This is a genomic window from Gracilibacillus phocaeensis (assembly GCF_900626275.1).
GTDB classification, from domain to species: Bacteria; Bacillota; Bacilli; order Bacillales; family Amphibacillaceae; genus Gracilibacillus; species Gracilibacillus timonensis.
The window spans coordinates 473,758-495,426 of record NZ_LR131143.1; the positions used below are offsets into that span (position 1 = coordinate 473,758).

Annotated in this window: 17 protein-coding genes, 1 riboswitch and 2 other annotated features; of the genes, 4 read left to right on the forward strand and 13 right to left on the reverse strand. The window is 39.3% G+C overall.

From position 1 onward, the window contains the following. Nucleotides 1–3 precede the first annotated feature (3 nt). The 4 genes from trpC to trpE are packed head-to-tail and all read right to left on the reverse strand — an operon-like array spanning nucleotide 4 to nucleotide 3,770. Nucleotides 4–783: an indole-3-glycerol phosphate synthase TrpC gene (gene trpC / locus E0E32_RS22605; protein WP_066188331.1), complete on the reverse strand. Its 780-nt coding sequence runs from the start codon at nucleotides 781–783 to the stop codon at nucleotides 4–6. Between the two features lies 1 nt (nucleotide 784). Beyond that, entirely contained in the window at nucleotides 785–1,810 is a 1,026-nt protein-coding gene (trpD, locus tag E0E32_RS06750) for an anthranilate phosphoribosyltransferase (protein ID WP_066188334.1), read from the reverse strand. Beyond that, entirely contained in the window at nucleotides 1,807–2,394 is a 588-nt protein-coding gene (locus E0E32_RS06755) for an anthranilate synthase component II (RefSeq protein ID WP_066188336.1), read from the reverse strand. The genes trpD and E0E32_RS06755 overlap by 4 nt, the downstream gene beginning before the upstream one ends. Beyond that, nucleotides 2,391–3,770, reverse strand: coding sequence for an anthranilate synthase component I (gene trpE, locus E0E32_RS06760; RefSeq protein WP_207302273.1), 1,380 nt, complete (start codon nucleotides 3,768–3,770; stop codon nucleotides 2,391–2,393). Before trpE ends, E0E32_RS06755 begins: the two co-directional genes overlap by 4 nt. 65 nt (nucleotides 3,771–3,835) lie before the next feature. Beyond that, nucleotides 3,836–4,053: a binding site (T-box leader), on the reverse strand. A gap of 187 nt (nucleotides 4,054–4,240) precedes the next feature. After that, nucleotides 4,241–4,480: a binding site (T-box leader), on the reverse strand. A 494-nt stretch (nucleotides 4,481–4,974) separates the two neighbouring features. On the opposite strand from trpE, the gene E0E32_RS06765 reads away from it, so the two are divergent. Then, nucleotides 4,975–6,099, forward strand: a complete 1,125-nt coding sequence (locus tag E0E32_RS06765; RefSeq protein ID WP_130859342.1) for an IS4 family transposase — start codon at nucleotides 4,975–4,977, stop codon at nucleotides 6,097–6,099. Nucleotides 6,100–6,474: 375 nt separating this feature from the next. Here the strand turns inward: E0E32_RS06765 and E0E32_RS06770 are convergent, their stop codons facing one another. Beyond that, nucleotides 6,475–7,440 (reverse strand): DUF3800 domain-containing protein, encoded by a 966-nt coding sequence (locus E0E32_RS06770; protein ID WP_130859343.1) that lies wholly within the window; start codon nucleotides 7,438–7,440, stop codon nucleotides 6,475–6,477. A gap of 585 nt (nucleotides 7,441–8,025) precedes the next feature. On the opposite strand from E0E32_RS06770, the gene E0E32_RS06775 reads away from it, so the two are divergent. Next, entirely contained in the window at nucleotides 8,026–8,397 is a 372-nt protein-coding gene (locus E0E32_RS06775; protein ID WP_130859344.1) for a hypothetical protein, read from the forward strand. A gap of 278 nt (nucleotides 8,398–8,675) precedes the next feature. On the opposite strand, the gene E0E32_RS06780 is transcribed toward E0E32_RS06775, so the two are convergent. From E0E32_RS06780 to E0E32_RS06810, 7 genes are all read right to left on the reverse strand, one after another. Continuing rightward, nucleotides 8,676–9,224 carry a 3-dehydroquinate synthase II domain-containing protein gene (locus tag E0E32_RS06780; protein WP_066188344.1) on the reverse strand — a complete coding sequence of 183 codons (549 nt, stop codon included), beginning with the start codon at nucleotides 9,222–9,224 and terminating at the stop codon, nucleotides 8,676–8,678. 322 nt (nucleotides 9,225–9,546) lie between these two features. Next, nucleotides 9,547–10,836 carry a Gfo/Idh/MocA family oxidoreductase gene (locus E0E32_RS06785; protein ID WP_130859345.1) on the reverse strand — a complete coding sequence of 430 codons (1,290 nt, stop codon included), beginning with the start codon at nucleotides 10,834–10,836 and terminating at the stop codon, nucleotides 9,547–9,549. Between the two features lie 373 nt (nucleotides 10,837–11,209). After that, entirely contained in the window at nucleotides 11,210–12,061 is an 852-nt protein-coding gene (locus E0E32_RS06790; protein ID WP_130859346.1) for a LysM peptidoglycan-binding domain-containing protein, read from the reverse strand. A 431-nt stretch (nucleotides 12,062–12,492) separates the two neighbouring features. Further along, on the reverse strand, nucleotides 12,493–12,672 hold the full coding sequence (locus E0E32_RS06795) for a DUF6440 family protein (protein WP_130859347.1): 180 nt from the start codon (nucleotides 12,670–12,672) through the stop codon (nucleotides 12,493–12,495). Between the two features lie 246 nt (nucleotides 12,673–12,918). Beyond that, the gene (locus E0E32_RS06800) at nucleotides 12,919–13,503 is read right to left on the reverse strand and encodes a hypothetical protein (RefSeq protein WP_130859348.1); all 585 of its coding nucleotides are present in this window, start codon (nucleotides 13,501–13,503) and stop codon (nucleotides 12,919–12,921) included. Between the two features lie 67 nt (nucleotides 13,504–13,570). Continuing rightward, nucleotides 13,571–13,918 (reverse strand): hypothetical protein, encoded by a 348-nt coding sequence (locus E0E32_RS06805; RefSeq protein ID WP_130859349.1) that lies wholly within the window; start codon nucleotides 13,916–13,918, stop codon nucleotides 13,571–13,573. Nucleotides 13,919–14,609: 691 nt separating this feature from the next. Next, complete coding sequence (locus E0E32_RS06810; protein WP_130859350.1) at nucleotides 14,610–15,176, reverse strand: nitroreductase family protein; 567 nt, start codon at nucleotides 15,174–15,176, stop codon at nucleotides 14,610–14,612. 207 nt (nucleotides 15,177–15,383) lie between these two features. Continuing rightward, nucleotides 15,384–15,489, forward strand: a riboswitch (SAM riboswitch). Between the two features lie 78 nt (nucleotides 15,490–15,567). Between E0E32_RS06810 and E0E32_RS06815 the strand changes: the two genes are divergently transcribed. Then, on the forward strand, nucleotides 15,568–17,415 hold the full coding sequence (locus E0E32_RS06815; protein ID WP_066188355.1) for a bifunctional homocysteine S-methyltransferase/methylenetetrahydrofolate reductase: 1,848 nt from the start codon (nucleotides 15,568–15,570) through the stop codon (nucleotides 17,413–17,415). Between the two features lie 30 nt (nucleotides 17,416–17,445). Continuing rightward, nucleotides 17,446–19,719 (forward strand): 5-methyltetrahydropteroyltriglutamate--homocysteine S-methyltransferase, encoded by a 2,274-nt coding sequence (gene metE / locus E0E32_RS06820; protein ID WP_066188357.1) that lies wholly within the window; start codon nucleotides 17,446–17,448, stop codon nucleotides 19,717–19,719. Between the two features lie 426 nt (nucleotides 19,720–20,145). Here the strand turns inward: metE and E0E32_RS06825 are convergent, their stop codons facing one another. Further along, nucleotides 20,146–20,943, reverse strand: coding sequence for an RpnC/YadD family protein (locus tag E0E32_RS06825; protein ID WP_286171771.1), 798 nt, complete (start codon nucleotides 20,941–20,943; stop codon nucleotides 20,146–20,148). Nucleotides 20,944–21,669 lie beyond the last annotated feature (726 nt).

The window sequence follows — 21,669 nt, forward strand, 5'->3', positions numbered from 1 at the left end:
CACTCATTCTCCTAACGGTATTCTTAATGATTGAAAGGTTTCCTTTAAATCGCCAGAACGCATCATCGTTTCGCCGACCAGGATCGCCTTAGCACCTGCCTTTTTCACTCTTTCGACATCTGCGGTCGTTCTCATTCCGCTTTCGCTGATCAAAAGCACTTTTTCCGTGTCAATCTCGGCGGCCAATTGCTCCGTAACAGCAAGATCAACCTCAAATGTCTTTAGATTACGATTATTCACGCCGATAATTCGAGCTCCCAGCCGCTTGGCTACTTGTAATTCTTCCTGATTATGCACTTCAAATAAAATCTCTAAACCTTTATTCGCTGCATAAGCATACAATTCCGCCAGCCGTTCTTCTGATAAGGCCGCTGCAATCAACAAAATCAAGTTAGCTCCACCATCATACGCACGGTCTATTTGAATCTCATCGATAATAAAGTCCTTATTTAATACGGGTACATGAACCACTTCTCGCACATCCTGCATATCGCGAATGGACCCTTGAAAAAAAGGCGTATCGGTTAATACGGAAATGGCTCCTGCTCCGCAATCCTCATATAGACGTCCTTGCTCGGCTGGATCCACGCCATCATTAATTAGGCCTTTAGATGGCGAAGCCCGCTTCATCTCAGCAATAATACTCATTCGATCCGACTGCATAAAAGTATCGAATAAGGAAACATTCACTCGTTTGCCTTGAATAGTACCTGGCTTATAATCCTGCTTTAATACATCCACTTCTTTTCTCTTTTCCGTTAAAATCTTATCTAAGATCGTCATACTATACCCCTTGCTTTAGTTTATTGCTGATCGTAATAAGGTTTTCCAGTTTGGCCAATGCGGCTCCTGAATCAATCGACTCCCGTGCTAATTCTATCCCTTGTTTCACCGTTTCTGCTGTTCCATTGGCAAAAATACCCAATCCTGCATTTAATAAAACCGTATCACGATGCGGACCTTTCTTTCCTTCTAATACCTGACGTAATATCACGGCATTATCTTTCGCATCGCCACCTTTGATCAAGTCATTATCAATCACTGGCAATCCAGTCTCTTCGGGATGAAGGGTGAATTTTTCAATCTGACCATGGTTTAATAATACCAAATGATTTTCTCCAGCTAAAGATGCTTCATCCATATGTCCGGCACCATTCACGACTAAGGCACGCCTGCGTCCTAATTTCCCTAACACTCTTGCCATCGTCTCTAATGATTCACGATGATAAGTACCCATCAATTGAGAGGTTAACTTAACGGGATTAGTCAATGGCCCTATCACGTTAAAAATGGTTGGAACACCTAACTCTCTTCTCACTGTCATCGCCCGCTTCATAGCTGGATGTACATTAGGAGCAAATAAAAAGGCGATACCATTCTCTTTTAAGATCTCATAGGTTTCTGGTCGTGTAAACTCTAACGGCACTCCGAGGTATTCTAAGACATCGGCACTGCCTGTTTTACTGGAAATACTGCGATTTCCATGCTTGGCAACGGTAATTCCTGCACCTGCGATCACAAAGGCGGAGGTCGTACTGACATTAAAGCTTTGTGAACCGTCCCCTCCGGTACCGCAGTTATCCATCGCCTCGTCCAATTCATCCGGAAGTGCCAGAGGTGATATTTCTAACAAAACATTGACAAGACCAGTAATTTCATCAGCGGTTTCCCCTTTGGCCTTTAATGCCGTTAAAAACGCTCCGATCGTTATATCATTTGTATCCTCAGCAAAAATAAATCTCGCTGCTTCTTCCATTTCTTTCAGTGACAAATCTTCTTTTTCCAACACCTTTTTCAAATATGCCTTCATGCCTTTTGCTCCTTTCTAATCGCCTCAAAGAAATTGTTCAATATTTTCTTGCCTTTGCCTGTACCGATAGATTCAGGGTGGAATTGCAACCCATAAACGGGTAAATAGGTATGTTTGATGGCCATAATCTCCCTGTCATCCATGGCCGTTGCCGTTATGACTAATTCATTAGGCAGCGTCGCTTGATCGATTACTAGTGAATGGTAGCGCATGACCTCTAACGGCTGTTCCAGGTAATTAAAGATTTCATCATTCTGGTGCCGGATCATCGATGTCTTACCATGCTTAATCTGTCCTGCATGGATAATGTCCGCTCCGTAAGCCGCCCCAATAGCTTGGTGTCCTAAGCAAATACCTAAGATCGGGAACCTGTTGGCAAGCTGCCTTACCACCTCGATACAAATACCGGCCTGTTCCGGTGTTCCTGGTCCCGGCGAAAGAATAATAGCTTCCGGGTTCATTGTCACCATATCGTCGATCGTGATTTTATCGTTACGCACTACTTCAACCTGTTTTCCCAGTTCCGTAATATATTGATACAAGTTATAGGTAAAGGAATCATAATTATCGATTAATAATATCATTTCTGGGTCACCTCCAATAAGGATTTGGCTTTGTTAAGTGTTTCCTGGTATTCTAGTGCGGGATCGGAATCATATACAATCCCTGCTCCTGCTTGCACATATGCTAGTTGTCCTTTAATCATCATCGTGCGGATGGCCAATGCCAAGTCCAAATCCCCATTCATATTGATGTAACCAACGGCTCCAGCATAAGTGCCGCGCTTCTTATTCTCTAAATCATTGATAATCTGCATTGCCCTAATCTTCGGTGCGCCAGAGACAGTTCCAGCGGGCAACGCCGATATTAAGGCGTCTAACCCTGTATAAGCTGGGGTTAGCTGCCCATGGACCTCTGAAACGATGTGCATGACATGCTGAAAACGTTCGACTTCCATATACTTAGGAATCGTAATCGATCCCGTTTCACACACACGCCCCAAGTCATTCCGGCTTAGATCAACTAACATTTTATGTTCGGCCAATTCCTTATCGTCCGCCAATAAATCAAGGGCTAATTGCTGATCTTCTTCCACCGTTTGCCCCCGCGGTCTTGTTCCAGCAATAGGGTTGGTCACTACTTGAGTACCCGTTGTCTTGATCAAGCTCTCTGGAGAAGCTCCCAACACAATATAATCATCAAAATCAATAAAATACATATAAGGAGATGGATTAGCTACCCTTAATTTGCGATAGAAAACAAATGGATCTGCCGTAAAACTTGCCTTCATTCGTTGAGACAACACCACCTGAAAAATATCTCCATCTTTAATATGCTGTTTCGCTTCTTCCACCATCCCCATAAATTTTTCTTTAGAGATGGAAGTATTGAAGCTAATGGCTAAATCTTCATCAGGCATATAACTCTCTGGTGTTAAAATATCTTCCTGAAGCTTTTCTAATTGCTGCTCTAGCTGTTGATTCTCCCTAGTTCCATCTAGGTTCACGGTCATTAATGTCAACTGTTGTTTCATATGATCGAAGACAATCACATCTTGATAAAACATCATGTGTACATCCGGCATATGGATCTCGTCGTCCAACAGCTCGCCAATGTCTTCATATTGTCGAATGGTGTCATAGCCAATATAGCCAATCGCTCCGCTGTAAAAGGCATATGGTAAGGGCAGTTCCTCTTTCGGGATATGCGCCTTGACAACCTCCAGTGGTTTCTCCTGCACCTTCTCCTCTGTGCCAGTCGTATGATTCTTCACAACGGTTTCAGCTGCTGCACCAATAATTTCTTTGTATGGATTCAAGCCAAGAAACGAATACCGTCCTTTATCACTATGACTACCAGAAGACTCTAATAAAAATTTTTTCTTCCCTTTCAGTCGATGAAAAATGGTGATTGGTGTGATCGTATCACCATTTAATGTAACACTCTTATATGAGATCATTGCTGTCACTCCTCTATCATTTTTTCATTAAAAAAACCGTCCTTATACATACCGATTGCAGTATGCATAAGGACGGTTTCTCACCGTGGTGCCACCTATATTGAAGGCAAAAAAGCTACCTTCCACTCATGATCCGTTAACGAGGATGAATCGTTGCCTTGTACTCTGATTTCTAAGGCACTCTCAAAGGTCCATTCCAACATTCATGTATGCCAGGTTCCCAGCCACCCCGGCTCTCTTTGATACAGTGGATTGCTGTACTCTTCCTTCTCACTGATTTTATTTATAATGCTAGTTCAAAAAGTTCGATAAAAAGGACCAAGAAGTTCAAGGCGGCGCAGCTCAGAGGAACGGATCGTATGCCTTTCATACGTGAGTACCGGAAGAGCAAGCTAACGCAGAAATTCGATGCGTCATTTTTATTGGACTTTTTGAACAACCTCTTGTATACAAAAAGGGTCTCCCCATCCGCAAAGGACGAGGAAACCCGTGGTACCACCTTTATTAGCTGCCAAAAAGCAACTCACTTATCATGTCTATGCAACATGTTCCCTTTATAACGAGTGGGATTCTCGCCAAAGCCTACTAGAAAATCGTTCGGTTTGGTAGCTCAAAAGTCCATTCACTTATCCCATACGCTGATTCACACCAACCATCAGCTCTCTTATTGTATGAGGAATCAAGCTACTACTCTTCGTCTGCGCCATTGATTTAGAATGTTGTTACTATCATAGTACGGTCGTCAGCATTTGTCAATCATTTTTGATCAAAATGGTCAGAAAATTTGGATAGTTTGATGTTGATTATGGGATGGGAATATTCGGGTAGTTGAGCAAACACTTGATTCAGTAACCGCTTTAAAAAGACTTTCATGCACCCCTCCTAAAACTTCTATTTGTAACAAACCAACATAACTATTCTTCTGTTGCTACTACTTGCTTACTTTAAAGGATTGCCTCACTGATATTCTCTTCTCCTTTGATAAATTATAACTATGTTACTTTAAACAAAGGAGCCTACACGCTCTAGCTTGGTTACCATTGTATATTATTATATTCATCCAATTTCACTAGTGTCGCATTAAAATAATTCAGTCCAGCATTAAAATCAGAATATTCTGAAAAATATGTTCAACCGTAAAAAAATCCTTTATAATGGTTGGGTGGTAGTAAACCGATCCAAATCCAAAATAAAGGACTAACACATGGATAAGTTTACTCGAAAAACATCATTTGAACAATGGTTTTCTCTTCTTTCATCAGATTTTTTGCAGGAACAAGTGGAAAACTATCATTTAGATTACTATACCAAAAAGCTTTATATGACATCTTTCATGAAATTATTACTGTATGCGCAACTCCATGAGACAGAAAGTTTGCGTGCTGTTAGCGATAGTGTTTTTTCAGAAGAATTACAACAGGCAACCAATCTTGATTCTATTAGCTTTTCCCAATTAGGGAGACGTTTGAATCACATTCCTACAGAATTCTTTCAGGCCATTTTTCTGCATTTAGTGACGCAAATTCATGAAAAATCGGATTATCAAACGAGACGAAAAACGACAACGCCATTAAAAATCATTGATTCCAGTACCCTGCCACTATGCTTGAATAACCACAATTGGGCAAAGTTCCGCAAAACAAAAGCTGGCGTCAAGCTTCATCTACGTTTGGTTTATATGGAGAAGGGTTGTTCCTATCCAGATCAAGCAGTGCTTACTAACGCGAAAGTACACGATCGAGGCCAACTCGAAGTCTTAGTCGATGATAAAGCCTGCATGTACGTGTTTGATCGAGGATATTTAGACTACGAACGATTTGATCGCATGACAGACGAAGGGTATTTCTTCGTCTCACGCGTACGTAAAAATGCCGTCACTCGTACATTGGAAACGTTCAGCTTACCAGAAAATTCAGATGTTTTATCTGATGAAATGGTCGTGATTGGAACTACGCAAAATCGATCAGAGAACGTATTTCGACTTTTGAAAGTCATCGATTCAAAAGGTAATGAGCTGAAAATTCTGACAAATCGCTTTGATTTAGATGCGGATGAAATCGCTGAGTTGTATAAATCACGCTGGGCCATTGAATTATTTTTCAAATGGATGAAACAGCACTTAAACATTAAAAAGTTTTATGGTCAGAGCGAACAAGCCGTCCATAATCAAGTGTACATCGCCATGATCGTCTACTGTTTAAACGTGTTGATCCAACTCGAAACCAAAAGTAAGCGTACCTATTTACAAATCAGTCGATATTTAAAAGCTGCCTTGTGGAAATCGGCTCATATCTGGATTCGCAAAATTCAAGGGAAAAGTGTTCCCTAAAGCATTTCTTGTCGTTGTTGCTTAGGTCAATAGCTATAGTAAAAAAATGGATGTTTACTACCTTTGCTTGGTTGTCTTTCTTTTTCATCAAAAAAGCAGAAAATAATAGTCAGAAAATTCAGAATATATTTATGCGACGCTAGTGATCCAATTTCTATCAATTAGGTAATTTTATCAATTTTTATATTTTTTTGTTATATTGTTAATTTATTTACAAACATTTATTTGATAAAGTAAAGCTTTATTAAGTGGAAATTGATAGGGTGTAAGAAAGAGAAGAGAAGCTGTATAGTAGGTAATGATCTAATCAACGAGCGCGATGTTTTAAATCATTTAGGAGAGCTAGAATTATTAAATCAGTCAAATCAAGTTTCCTTAGTTCAAAAGAAAAGAGTTCCTTCCAATACCTTCAATATGGTTTTTATATCCTAATAATTGGTTCCTTCTCGTATTAGGATATCCCATTATATTACGTAAATCTTTAGTCTTAATTGAAGGATTAGTCAGCAAAATATCTTTCATTTTTGTTATTTCTTCTATATCATAGTTTGATTTATAAACGATAAAAGAGGAGAGGTAGTCACCTATATTTATTTCTTTTAATTCTTCACTACCCGTCCATTCAAATAATTTAATTTGCTTTTGGAAGCGATAAATATTGGCTTTTTCTATAAGAACTCTATAAATTAAATCGCTTTTTATAATAGTTGAATTCGTATTATCCATATAACTTTTTTCGATGAGAAATACTACTATCCCCATAAAGGTATCAATTATTTGTAATGGAATTGATTTTTTTGAATCAAGTGTAATTGATTTCATTACACGATAGTTTTTATTTCTATAGGCAGCATGTGCATTCATTTGCTCAACTAATTTTTCATTTAGATTAAGTTTTTCATACTCTTCATTATTGTCGATTTTTAATTTTACAGAAACTAGTTTGTCGTCTTTTGTTAAATCAGATAAATCTCTTGTTAAGCCATAAAATAGTCGTTCAGGTATTTTAATATAGAACAAATTTCTCAATTCTTCTGTGTTTAAACCCAATCTAGCTGCTGAAGATAACGCATCTTCATTATTTACGATTAGAATATTTATTCTAAGCTCACTTGTTATAACGGCATTTAAAGTTTTAAAATACTTTTTTATGTTTGTATCTTTTGTATATTTTGTAAAATGAAGCTCACTTTTTGAATGATTGTCTATATATATTTTTCTTATTATTTTCACTATCTCTGCTAAAGATTTATCTGAAGCACCATAAGCGCCGTAATATGAAAACCTTTCATTAAATTGGTCTATTTTGTTTGACTCGTCGAAATAAATTAGATAGTTCATTTTAACCTCCTTGTTTGCTAAATTATAATATTGACTTTCAATGAATAATAGTGTAATCTAAAGGTAATCTAGTGTTATTCCTTTGCTACCATTTCAGGCAGAGTTGTAACACAAGTGCACGTTGAATAGCTTTACCCCGCTACCGATTATTGCAGGGTTGAGCTATTTTTATTTTAATAGGACATTTTTATCAAGAACCGGAACTTGCTTCTAGTTCTTTTTAATTATATCAAACTACTGAATCTTTCACAAAACTTTGTTCATTTAATGGTCTTTTAAGGTTGGCACAAATTCACTGATTTTCACGGCTGGTAGATTTGATTTATGAGTATAACTTGTGGATAGATGTCATATGTACTGACCGTAGAGGACTGGATTGCTAACTAGTTGTAAAATTCTTCACAAAAGGAGTTTTAGCTTGTTGGTATAACATGCAAGAAAAACCGGCCTCCATGCCACAACCCGGTCCTCGTTTTGCACGTCTCGGTTCATATAGGGTCTGTTTGCTGTCCATACAACGATAGGATCACCAACAACTGACGATATGGGCTTGCACAAAGATGACAGTTCACCGAGTGGAGTTACATGCTGAAGATCCATTTAATGAAGTTCAGCAGATTTCCAATCGCCTTGCAAAGGGTCTTGCGTCTGGGATTCTGTTACTTTACATTTACAAATGAAACAAGCGAGGTGAAACTCATTAAGAAGTGGAGTATCTACCAAATCATTAGTATCTTCGTCTTGGCCTTATTTTTTATTTTTATAGAAATCAAAGGTCATGATCTTTTTTCTGCCTTTATATCATCCAGCCAAAGCGGCGCTATACAATTAAGTATCTCGCTGTTTATTTTGGTGATTTTAGGATTTAATTATCTCATCGTTTATTTCCAAATCCAGAAGCATGAAGATTTCTTTCAACATCGTTTTTGGAAAAAAGTCCCGGTTATTTTACGATAACTGAAGTATTACTTATATGCCTGTTTATCTTTTTAGGCATTACCGGAGAGCTTCAGATCGGCGCTGAACAGAATGGATGGTTGATTTTTCTTTTTGCATCCTTGTTGATATCAGGTTTATATTGGATACTCGTATCATTCCTGTCGAAATCGAATAGCTCCGCAAAATCGGTTGTAACGCTGAGCTTTTTAGCTACGTTTGCGCTTATCTTTCTTTCCATTTTTTTAATTTAATAAGATAGGTGAAATCTCTTGCAGTGGAGATTTCACCATGGCACTTCAAAACTCAACAATCTCCTCGTCTATTTTCTCTCCTAAATGTCTTCCGGGCTGGTCAACACAGATCATGATTTGATCGCCCACTTCTAAAGATAGGATCTGCTTCTCCTCCTGATTAGGTCCTAATACATGGACACTATCTGCTTCCTGTAATGTAGCGGATATCTCCGTTTCTCCTATCTTAGTAACCACCCTTAGTAATGGACGTTTTTCGATCTTGATTCTTCCAATGGCTAGAGAGCGCGTCTCTCCTTTCTCGTTAATCAGTGAAAGTCGATTTCCTGGCTGCAATTCCGCCAGATAAGCCGACTGCTCTCCTTCTTTGATCAAATAATGATGAATAGCTCCAACATTAATACGAAAAGGTCTTGCCGGGTAGGTATCCGTTGTGCGATTCTCTGCTAACACGACCAAGTAACCATGACCTGTGTTGCCGACTAACAGCCCTTCTGTTGGTGCTAACTGATCGACAAAATCCAGACAGACGCGTGCCCCTTCGCCAATGCTTTCTATTTGCACCACTTCCGCTTCTTGTAATGAATGACCCATGAAGTCTCCCCCTCTTTTTTTTTGAAATATTTCCACAAAATTTCTATAGTTTTTATGCTCTCTATGATATACAATATAGTTTGGATTGACAAATGGAGGGATGGCTCATGAGAAAATTATTGATTGTGTTATTTCTTCTATTAATCACTGGCTTCAGCGTGTTGGGTTTCTCGATGGAAAGCCAGACCATCAATAATGACTCGGTCGAATTGGAGCAAGAGGAATAGAGGATATAGCAGAAAAAAGGTGATAGATCTTGACCTTTGTTAAAAATAAAGAAGCTGGCTCTCTCATGGAACCAGCTTCTTCGTTTCTATCTTTATTAACGCTTTAAATCAACCAAACTATCTACCTTTACAGCCTGCCCTGTTGCCAATGACTGATTCCCTGCAATTCCCGTCAAGATAGAGATAGCACCATCCACATGAGAAGCAGCACGATGGAAGGCATCTTCTTTTGGATCGCCAAATAGATCATGTAATAATTCTGGATCACCGCCGCCGTGACCTCCTGCTTTTTCTTCAATTTCTACTTCATAAGGCTCACCAAACATCGGAATAACACGGAGTGACTTTTGTTTTAATTTACCCTCGTCACTTTTTTCACCGCCTGAGTTAATATAAGACTGTTCTCCAACAGATAGTTCAATGCGCCCTTTTGTTCCGTTAAAGGCAATTTGGAATCCTTCCCATGGCAGATAAGCATTTAAGGAATAGGTTAGAATTGCTTTGTTTTTATAGGTCACGTTGACACCAAGGGTATCTTCTATATTAATACCATCACCAAAGACACTTTGATCGCGATGGTAACCATCTTCATGCTCTGCATCCAGATACATCCCTCTTAAATGCGGATTGCTTTCCATATCAATCGCAAATGGATCTTCTTTCGCCACCTCACTGCCATAAGCACGTTCATAAAACTTGGTCACACCACGCTCTTCAGCATTTTCCTTTCCATAGAAACGCAGACCGCCTGTCGCATAGACTATATCAGGCTCGGTATCCAGCCAAAAATTAACCAGATCAAAATGATGGGTTGATTTATGCACAAGCAGGCCGCCGCTATTACGTTTATCACGATGCCACCTGCGGAAATAATCCGCGCCATGTTGCGTATCCAGCGCCCATTCAAAATGGACAGAATTTACCCTGCCGATCACCTGATCACGTATTAATTCACGTACTTTTGTGTTATGTGGAGCATAACGATAGTTAAAGGTAACTCGCACCTGCTGACCAGTACGCTCTACCGCATCAATAATTGCTTGTGTTTTCTCCACATCGACGGTCATTGGTTTTTCGGTAATGACATCACACCCTAGCTCCAATGCCTTGATAATATAACGATGATGCGTACGGTCCATGGAGGTAACAATCACAATATCCGGCTGCTCCTCCTTGATCATCTCCTCAAATCGCGAAGCTAAATAAGTACGGACTTTCGCTGCTCCATAAGATGCTTCCAACAAATGGTTGGCATAGTCCATCCGCGTCTGATTCACATCACAAAAAGCCATTAGCTCACAAGTTTGCTGAAAATCTCGAACCATCGACCCATAAAAAAATTCCGCACGTCCACCTGTCCCTACCAGTACATACTTTTTCTTCACTTTTTGCACCTCTCATTTTTTGTAATCGCTTAAATAACAACGTTGTTATTTTAGTTTAAAGGACATCACAAAAAATAGCAAGTGCTTTTTTATCTTTAAAAATTCAAGAAATAGTTATCGATACTTTAGCTGGAGGGATTGTTTTAATCTCTCTCAATTAATTATCAAACATCTATTATCGTGCTTAACCTGTACTTTTCGCCCATAAAATAACTGCTTATTATTCTAAAATAAGTTTATATTATCTTAATTTTGGGAATTTACATAATACATAAACAGTGAATCATTGATTATTTACAGCTGTGGGATTTGCGTCAAAAATAAAAACTCCCCCACATGGCGGTGTGAGAGAGTTAAGTAATAAATGTGGTTATTAATCTAAAATAGTAACTTCTACAGAGCGAACGCCCCAGCTGTATGCCTCATCTTTTGTTGGCACATGCACATCAATTTTGTTTCCATTGATCGCACCGCCAGTATCGCCTGCAATTGCTTCACCGTAACCTTCTACATGTACTCTAGAACCTAATGGAATCACGTTCGGATCTACTGCAATCACCTTTTCGTTTGGATTGGCATTCAAGTCAATACCTGTTGCAGTAATTCCAGAACATCCATCACATTGTCCAGTATAGGCAGTAGCCGTTACGTTGATAGTTTCTCCACTTTGCTGAGAAGAATCGGATTCTGTTGATTGTGTTTCGGCCGTTTGTTCTTCAGCAGGAGCACTAGTTGGTTCCGCTGTAACTTCTTCTTCCTTAGGTTGTTCTTGCTCAACTGGTTCTTGCTGAGGTTCTTCTTGTTGAGGTTCCTCTGCAGTTTCTTGTTGAGGTTGTTCTTGCTTCGGTTCAGTGGAAGGAGCTGCTTCCTTGTTAGACTCTTCAATCGTTAATTCTTGTCCAATTTGGATAATATGTGAGTCAAGGTTGTTCCAATCTTTGAGGTCTTTTACTTTCACCCCATGTTCTTTAGCAATCTCACCTAGGGTTTCTCCTTTTTCTACCACATGTATTTCTTCTTTATCTATCTGTAAGATTTGGTTTGGATGAATGATGGTTGAATCTAGTTGATTAAGATCCTTCAATTCCGCAACTGATGTGTTATTTTCATCAGCAATGGACCACAAGTTATCACCTTGTTCCACCTCATATTCTGCTGCAGAGATTGGTAAAGCAATACAAAAACTAGTTGCTACAACGCCCATTGACATTAAAACTTTTTTCATCAATGTTGCCTCCTTTCATGTTGACAAGCCCCAATATAACACACAAAAATAGCTCTGTGGTTACACTGAGATTAAGAGTTTGTAACAAAGATTACGATGTTACAAAAGCTTGTCACACTCGTCATTATTGGGCAACATTGCTAGATTTTATACATGGTTTCGCAATATTTTTTTCATTTTATGTTATTTTTGCAAGCTGACTGGCTTTTTATTTGGCTGCAAAGGACATATCCTAAATTTACAAAAACTTAACCTGTGCTTAACTACTGCTTTGCAATCCTTTGCTATACTATAGTTGTTCCAAGTTATCATGCTTTACATTTTCCTCGCAAAACAGTGTCCCTTTTTGACCAACAGTTTTAGAAGGCTGTGGGTCTTTTTTTGTTCAAGTTAATCGTTTTTCACATTTCTTTATAATTGGCGGGTCCTCTTTACTTTTTAAAATGATTATCCACTAGAGGCTTACCGTCTTGATCAACCATAACAGTCAATCCAGCCCCATAGCCTTCTTGATGCAGCATATACAAAACACCTGTCTCATTATCACGAATAACCTTAGTAACCTTCCATTTTCCTTGAGTATAAACTTCTTCAAAACGATTATCTGACATTATTACACTCCTCATTTGTTTTTTTGATTCAAGTTTCACACAACTAGTTGCACTCACTTATCTGCCACTTTTTCACATTGTTTCATTGTCTAAAAACTCCAGCTAATTGATAGAATGATAAACCATGCAATCATAGATAGCAGAATATACAATCCATCATCATTTGGAAATAAATAAGGCAACACCATTGCAACGATTAATATCATACAATGGTTTCTCTTAGCAACGAATAACAACCTCCCCATTTCAAGGATTAGAACGATCGATATGGCTATCATAAAACGTATTAAAATGCTCTAAGCTTGTGTCAAAATGTATATGCAGTTCATCTAACACTTGATCCCATTCTTCTCTCGAATAGGTATCGGAAGTAAGTGCTATTTTTTGCAATCTGCTTTCCATATAGATCAGGTGGCTCAACAACACCCATAAATAGTTTTTGGTAGTTTCGTCATACTCCTCACTAGTAGCCAGATCCAGCATCCATTTTCTCGTTTCCACCACTTCTTGTTGGATAGAAAGAAGGGTATCCTTGTTAAACACAACCGACTCCTCACTGGTTAATAAATCTTGAAAATAAACATCCCCTAAACCTTGTTGAACTCTAATAACCGTTAAATCATTTGTTTTCATTTCACTGCGATTCCCTTTTAGGTGGTCTAATGATTGTTCGTATTGATCCGTTATCACGGGTTCAGGTGTGAACTCATATTGTTGATTGATACTAAGAAATGACAATGGATAGTAGTATGATAGTAATAAAAACAAACACAGCAGGGTGATAATCGGAATAAGTATCCACCACCAGTATTTTTTTCTAAAAAGACGCATGATGTGTCCTCCCTCACTAGAGCAACCTGATTCTCCAATGAAACGGCCGCACCTTAATCAACTTGATCTATTGCGGACGGCTCCGCAGTTTCTTTCTGAAAAGATAACCTACTAAAAGGCCAACACCAGCGACGATCCCATAAAGAACAAAGTAAACAAGGGCCGATTCATTCCAAATGGTATAACAAGACAATAAGTATAGAAGCGCTATGATAAGCAAATTCACCCAATCAAAACCATACTTGTAAGTGATGTAACAAACACCCAAAAAGACAGCAATGGAATTAAGTAGAAATAAATCAATGATAGCAAGTGCTAATCCATCCTCTACTTGCTCCATCATAAAGTAAGGGACAATGAGAAAAGTCAGCAGGTAAATCAATACAGGTAGCCAATATTTACGTAAGACATCCATATTCATGCTCCTTCCTAATGTTAACTAAGAATGATTTTATGAACGCCATTTAACCTCTTACGTTCACACCTGACTAATTATCTTGTCTATATATTCATTGTAATACGAGGAATACAGTAAAACAATGCACAAAATGAATGCCTTTTCTATTCATTACAATCGTTATTGCACCTAGAAGTTTACATAGAGAACGCTTGTTAATCATGGTATAATACTATTTTTTAATTAGGAGGTACCATACCTGAGACAAGTCAAATACTACATGTCCATTGCCCTATTTTTATTTATTTTAACTGGACGTACAAGTCAAACTTCTGAAACGTCTGAAGCAGACATAAAAACGCTGCTGAATTAATATCTCGAAGCTCTGGAGGAGAATGACACGGAAGTATTACTTCAATCTAGCAGAGATGTCAGATTTCCCAATAAAGAAGATCAAAAAGAGGTCTATCATACTATTAGTCAAGACATAACAGACACAAACATAGTAAACATACAGCAAGTAAATGATCAGGAATATGAAGCAACGGTAGAAATCGAAGAAGATGGAAAATCAATAGAGACAACATTCCCTATTCGCCGTGCATATAACGAATGGAACATCATTGCGGGACAAGATTATTAGGAAAAAGGCTCACCTTATACCAAAATCCCCCTTCTATATAAAAAAAAGGGGGACCAAGCATCTTACTTATTCCACTACCGTAATCCTATCTTTTGCCGCAAATCTAGGAGTTGGGGTTGGGGACTTGGCTGGATAGCCAACTTGAATCTGGCCTACGACTCTCTCGTTCTCTGTCAAACCAATCAATTCCGCCGTTTCTGCACAGGTCGCCAATTTACCCGTTTTCCAAAAAGTACTTAACCCTTCCTCCCATGCCAACAGACTGAAATTTTGAATCAGACAGCTGCTAGCAGCGTAGTCTTCTTCTCTTAATTTCGCATCGGTGTGCAGGGTGTTAATCACAAAAAAGAGGAACGGTACGCGGTTTATTTTGTCAAAGGCATTATCGCTGATCACTTGTAAATCTTCTTTGTTATCGGTGTTACTTTTGGCCATTGCCACTTCCCGGTTGATCTCCGCCAGGTTTCGTTTGGCTTCTCCTTGCACAAATACGAATCGCCACGGTTCGGTCAATTTATGATTGGGTACCCAAATCGCCGTTTCCAATAATTCTTCTACTAATGCTGCCGATACTTCCTTATCTTGATAAGCCGATATGGAGCGGCGTTCTCTGATGGTTTGTTTTAACGTCATAGCAACCACTCTCCCTTAATTGATAATCATTTTCAACTATTATTATCTTATGTTATTTCCTCTCTGCAAGTCAAGTATGGAACTAGAAAAAGCCTCACTCTATCTCCAAACACTTTGACCACTTCTTAATTTTTTTCAAAAAAAGGGTTGCGCTCTGTTAAAAAATGCTGTAACATACTTACAAATGTTACTGAAAATTAAATATCTTTCTTATCCAGAGAGGTGGAGGGACTGGCCCTTTGATACCTCAGCAACCGTCTATTACAGACAAGGTGCTACTTCCAGCAAGCAATGAATGCTTGAAAGATGAGATGCTATGGCAGAATCAAATCCCCGTCTTTTAAGCAGACGGGGATTTTTTTATATTTTTTGAAAAGAGGTGAAGCAAAATATGACAACCATTTTGGAAAAACTGAAAAATCAACTAGTAGTAGCGGATGGAGCAATGGGAACCTTACTGTATGCGCATGGAGGCAACCGCTGTTTTGAGTCATACAATACTACGCACCCTGAACAAATCTTAAGTGTACACCGATCCTATATCGAGGCCGGCGCAGAGCTTATTCAAACCAATACATATGGCGCTAACTATATTAAACTATCGCGTTATGGCTTGGAGAATGATGTGCATGAATTGAACACCAAGGCAGTACAGCTTGCCAAACAAGCGGCAGGGAATCAGGCAAATGTGGTTGGCACGATTGGTGGAATCAGAGGAGTACAGAAATTGGACACCTCCGAGTCGGATATTATTCGTGGTTTTAAAGAGCAGCTCTTTTCCCTTCTTTTAGAGGGTGTCGATGGCATACTGCTGGAAACCTATTACGACTTTGAGGAAATAAAACAGGTGTTACAGATTGCCAGAAAAGAAACCGATCTACCGATTATCGCCAATGTATCCATGCATGAGCCAGGAGTAATGGAAAATGGTATGGCTCTGTCAACGGCATTACAAACATTAGAAGATATCGGTGCCGATGTCGTCGGTGTGAATTGCCATTTGGGACCACACTTTATGATCAAGGCATTAGAATCGGTACCGCTTCTGGAGAAAGCCTATTTGGCTGCTTATCCGAACGCTAGTCTGCCATCCTATCAAAATGGCAAACTAGTTTACAATCAGTTTAGTAACTACTTTGAACAGTGCGCTAAAGATTTCCGTGACCAAGGAGTGCATTTGATCGGGGGCTGCTGTGGTACTACTCCTGAACATATTCGCGCCTTAAAGAATGGCGTCACTGGACTGAAACCGATAGAAAGCAAGGAGGTCATTCCGCTCCATTTCCCAGCTGAAAAGCAAACAGAATCTCCACCACCAGAAGAAACACTAGCAGGGAAAGCAGCTAAACAGACAACCGTGATTGTGGAGCTCGATGCACCAAAACATTTGGATACGGAAGATTTTATCAAAGGAGCATTTGCCTTAGAAAAAGCGGGAGTAGACGCAATTACACTGGCAGACAATTCTCTCGCCACACCACGCATCAGTAATGTAGCTATGGCAATCAAGATGAAGCAAGCAGGCTGCAAGGTTACACCGCTTATTCACTTGACTTGTCGAGATCGCAATCTGATTGGTTTACAATCTCACTTAATGGGTTTACACACACTCGGATTACATGAAATCCTAGCGATTACAGGCGATCCTACTCGCATTGGCGGGTTCCCTGGGGCTTCTTCGGTGTTTGATGTCACATCCTTTGAGCTGACCCGCTTAATCAAACAAAGCAATGAAGGATTATCCTTCTCCGGCAGTTCTTTAAAAACAAAAAGCCATTTCCAAGTGGCAGCTGCCTTTAATCCGAATGTTGCTAATCTGGATAAGGCCGTTAAACGAATGGAGCGAAAAATAAAGCATGGTGCCGATTATTTTCTTACCCAGCCCATCTTTAATCATGAACAAATCATCGCTCTCCACCGGGCAACCAAACATATTGACAAACCGATTTTTGTCGGGGTTATGCCACTTACCTCTCATCGCAATGCCGAATTTCTGCATTATGAGGTACCAGGGATGAAACTTTCTGATGAGGTAAGAGCTAGAATGCAGCAGCACGATAACCGCACCGACAGTCTGCAAGAAGGTGTTGAAATTGCCAAAGAATTGATCGACACCGTACTAAGCTATTTTCATGGCGTCTATATCATTACCCCGTTTATGCACTATCCATTAACCGTTGAGTTAACTAAGTATGTGCATAAGCAAGTCAATCAAAAACAAGAAGAGAGCATCCGTTAAAAAAACTAATCAAATAAAGGAGTTTTTTAAATGACAACTATCTTAAGTAATAACCTAGGCTACCCTCGTATTGGCGAAAAAAGAGAATGGAAAAGAGCAATCGAGGCATTTTGGCAAGGAAATCTCAACGAAGAAGAGCTAAAGTCAAAAACGAAACAATTACGCCTGCACAGCCTTAAAAAGCAACAGGAACAAGGGATTGATCTGATTCCAGTAGGAGATTTCTCCTTTTATGACCATATCTTGGATACAGCGATTGCCTTTAATCTGATCCCTAAGCGTTTTCAGCATCATGATCCAACCGAGTTATCTACTTATTTTGCGATTGCTCGCGGCGAGACCAATGCCGTGGCAGCAGAAATGACGAAATGGTTCAACACCAACTATCATTATATTGTACCGGAATTAGAGGGAACGACACCAAAACTAAATGAGAACCGGGCGCTTACTTATTATCAAGAGGCTAAAGAAGAACTAGGGATTCATGGTAAACCTGTTCTTGTCGGTCCGGTCACATTAATTAAATTAGCTAAAAAATATCAAACGAAGGACTTTGATCATTGGATTGACCAGTTACTTCCGCTTTATCAACAGGTGTTACAAGAACTAGCGGAAGCCGGCGCAGAATGGGTACAGATTGATGAACCGATCTTAGGCACAAATTTATCAGAAAAAGAAATCAGCACCGTAGAACGGGTATATCAGGCTTTTGCCACAGAAATACCGAACATTAACATTTTACTGCAGACTTATTTCGAAACCGTACAGCACTATGAGCGAGTGATCGCTTTACCAGTGGCTGGAATTGGGCTTGATTTTGTGCATGGAGATAGTCTTACACTTATTCAGAAATTCGGTTTTCCACAAGACAAGGTATTAGGGGCCGGCGTGATCAATGGTCGAAATGTCTGGCGCGCCAATCTGGAAACAAAATATCAATTATTACAAGACATTCTAGAAGCTACTTCAGTAGATACCCTTTTGGTACAGCCGTCTTCTTCCCTATTACATGTACCGGTGACAAAAACATTAGAGGAAAAGCTGGATGATATCGTAAAAGAAGGACTTAGTTTTGCTGATGAGAAGTTAACGGAAATTTCCGTATTAACAAAGGCATTAACAGAAGGAAAAGAAACCGTACAAACAGCAATCAGTGCAAGTCAAACGGCAATTCAACAGCTCGATCAATCGGATTATCGTAACCAAACACCTGAAGCAGCGGATCAACAAGCTGTGCGCAGTTTGCCTTTTAGTGAGAGAAAGAAACTACAGCATGCAGAACTGAACCTGCCGCTTTTGCCAACAACTACGATCGGCAGTCTTCCCCAGACGCCAGAGGTGAAACGCACCCGTACCAAGTGGCGTCGAGGAGAGATTACCAATGCACAATATGAAGAATTCGTGCAATCAGAAACACAAAGATGGATCAAAATACAAGAGGATCTGGATTTGGATGTGCTCGTGCATGGTGAATTCGAGCGTAACGATATGGTCGAATACTTTGGAGAACAATTAAAAGGCTTTGCCGTTACCGAGTTTGGCTGGGTACAATCCTATGGTTCCCGCTGCGTCAAGCCACCATTATTAGCTGGTAATGTGGAATGGGATCGTCCGATTACCGTTAAAGAGATCGCCTATGCCCAGTCACTGACTAAACGTCCAGTAAAAGGGATGCTTACAGGACCGGTCACCATTTTTAACTGGTCTTTTGTCCATGAAGAATTACCTCGCTTTACTGTACAAGATCAAATCGGGTTGGCATTGGAGAAAGAAGTGTTGGCATTGGAAGAAGCAGGCATTCAAATCATCCAAGTCGACGAACCGGCATTACGTGAAGGACTTCCGCTGGATAAATTAAAATGGCCTGCCTATTTCGACGCTGCTGTTCATGCCTTTAGTTTAGCTACTACATCGGTGAAAGCTGAAACGCAAATTCACACTCATATGTGCTATTCAGATTTCGGTTCCATTTACGAAGCGATCGACGGATTAGACGTCGACGTGATTTCTATCGAGACCTCACGTAGTCACGGGCAAATGGTCGAAACCTTTGAAAAAAATGATTATCAAAAGGAAATTGGGCTCGGCGTTTATGATATCCACAGTCCACGTATTCCATCTGTGGAAGAATTGCTAACCAATATTGATCGGGCCTTAGAAACCATTGATGTGGAACAATTCTGGATCAACCCAGACTGCGGCCTCAAGACAAGGAAAGAAACAGAAACGGTCGCCGCTTTGGAGAAGATGGTCGAAGCAGCTAAGATCGCACGTAAGCAGTATACGACTGCTAAGCAACAGTAGATTATAACGGGTTAGCAAGGGATAACATAGGTTTTTACCGCTATGTTATCCCTTTTTTATACTATGCAATGATAGGTGGGATTCATGAAATACATATGAAACATCATAATTTGTTTGTTCGTTATTATGAACAATTAGCACCGCTTTACTTTACAAAAAAAATTAAAGCTATCATGAAAAGGGCATTTCCACGTTTATATGAATACGCAAAGGATTCCATAAAAATATACACACTTTGGATTTATCTTTTTATAATCATTTAACGAGTCTTTGTGTCCTCATACCTTCACAACTGTTACAATGTCTAATGCTTTCGGTTGATCAGTAGTGAAAAAGGGTTCAGAATAAGAACAAGAGAAAAGAACAACGGCAAATATTGTTAGACCTATCCCAAGACCAATATGGACTTCGAGATCGGAATATGATTTAGAGGTCCTCTTTTAACGCCTCGATTACGTCTTTTTCCAAACCGGTAATTCTTGAAATTAGATCTAAAGAAAATCCTTCCTCCAACATTTCTATGGCGACTTCTTTTTTCCCTATTTCCTTTCCTTTCTCCTCATACGAAATAGGAAGCTCCAAAATCTTTTCGGCATCGTCCGATCGTTTGATTTCCTCCATTAGTTCTTCCTCCTTTTCTTCATTTAGGGTTAAATAGCTTTCAAAAAAGCCATAAATCAAGCGTTCTTTGGCTGGATCCAGTTTCATGCGTACCAGCATACGCAGAAATTCTTTCTTCACCTCTATCTTCTCTTCTTCAGAATAGCCCATTTTACTCAGAAGGGCAGCCGCTGCTGGGTTGTCCGACTGAATGTAGTCGCGCCAATCTTTTTTGCGCAAATGAAGGATCATATAATTAAACGTTAACACATGATGAAAAGGGAAAGCCATCGTATATTGATCATATTCCCAATCCTCTTCGTAACTAAAAACGGCAATCGGCACAATTGGTTTTCTATACCTATTATACAGCATGCTAAAATAAAGAAACATGCGTTCATGGAAATTCGATTGCTGGTAACTTTGTGGTTCGACATGGATAATCAGAACGGCATCGCTTTCCTTCAACTTGGCTTCTACGACAATATCCAGGCGACGGGCGTCTCCATCATGCAAGTCGGAAAATACTTCTTCCGAGAGGGGCTTGATGGTTGCAAAATCTAAATAAGCATAGACATCAGGGAAAAAGACCTCCAGAAATTCTTCAAAAAAGTGGTGGATCAATTATTTGAATAGTTGGTCATGTTTGGTGTAGGTCTGAGGTGCTTCGCGAACAAGTGATAGTACGGTCATTATAGCACGTCCTTTGCGAGGTTATAGGAGAATGGATCGTGGTGAAGTTCTAAAACTAGTATAGCATCTATCACCAAAAAGAACAAGTGTTTGTATTTATTTTTTATTTCATCAAACTATAGTCTTGTTAAAATCGTAGTAAGCACGTCTTCCAAATCCTAAAAACATCTTGTACGTTCTGATGAAGATTTGACTTTTAAAATGCCACTCGTTGTTCCAAATTACAGACTAAAATCGATCTAAACCTTTTAACTTATTTTAGCCAAGAAGTCTCCATCCTCAAGAAATGTCAACCTTCTTTTTTGGCTTATAGAGCAACATTATTAGTAGAATTATTGTAATAATTGTTCCTGTAACGCCAGTATATAAAGAATCTAGTTGTTCTCCAAAGTAAATATATATAACCGAAAATCAAAGCTAATGCTACTGCCATGATATTAATAGGATGGAAGCCATCTGATGTGTAAATTGCGAGTATACAAAGAACGGTCAGAATGAGCATTGTTGCTAAATCAGATAATAACTCTGGGTATATCGCTCTTATAACGAATAGTAAGGCTATACATAGAGCTACCATAATATTTATCATTCTACTATTTTTCATACAAAATCATCCCTAAATTTATTTTCCATTTCACCTTCCTCACATAAATCTTA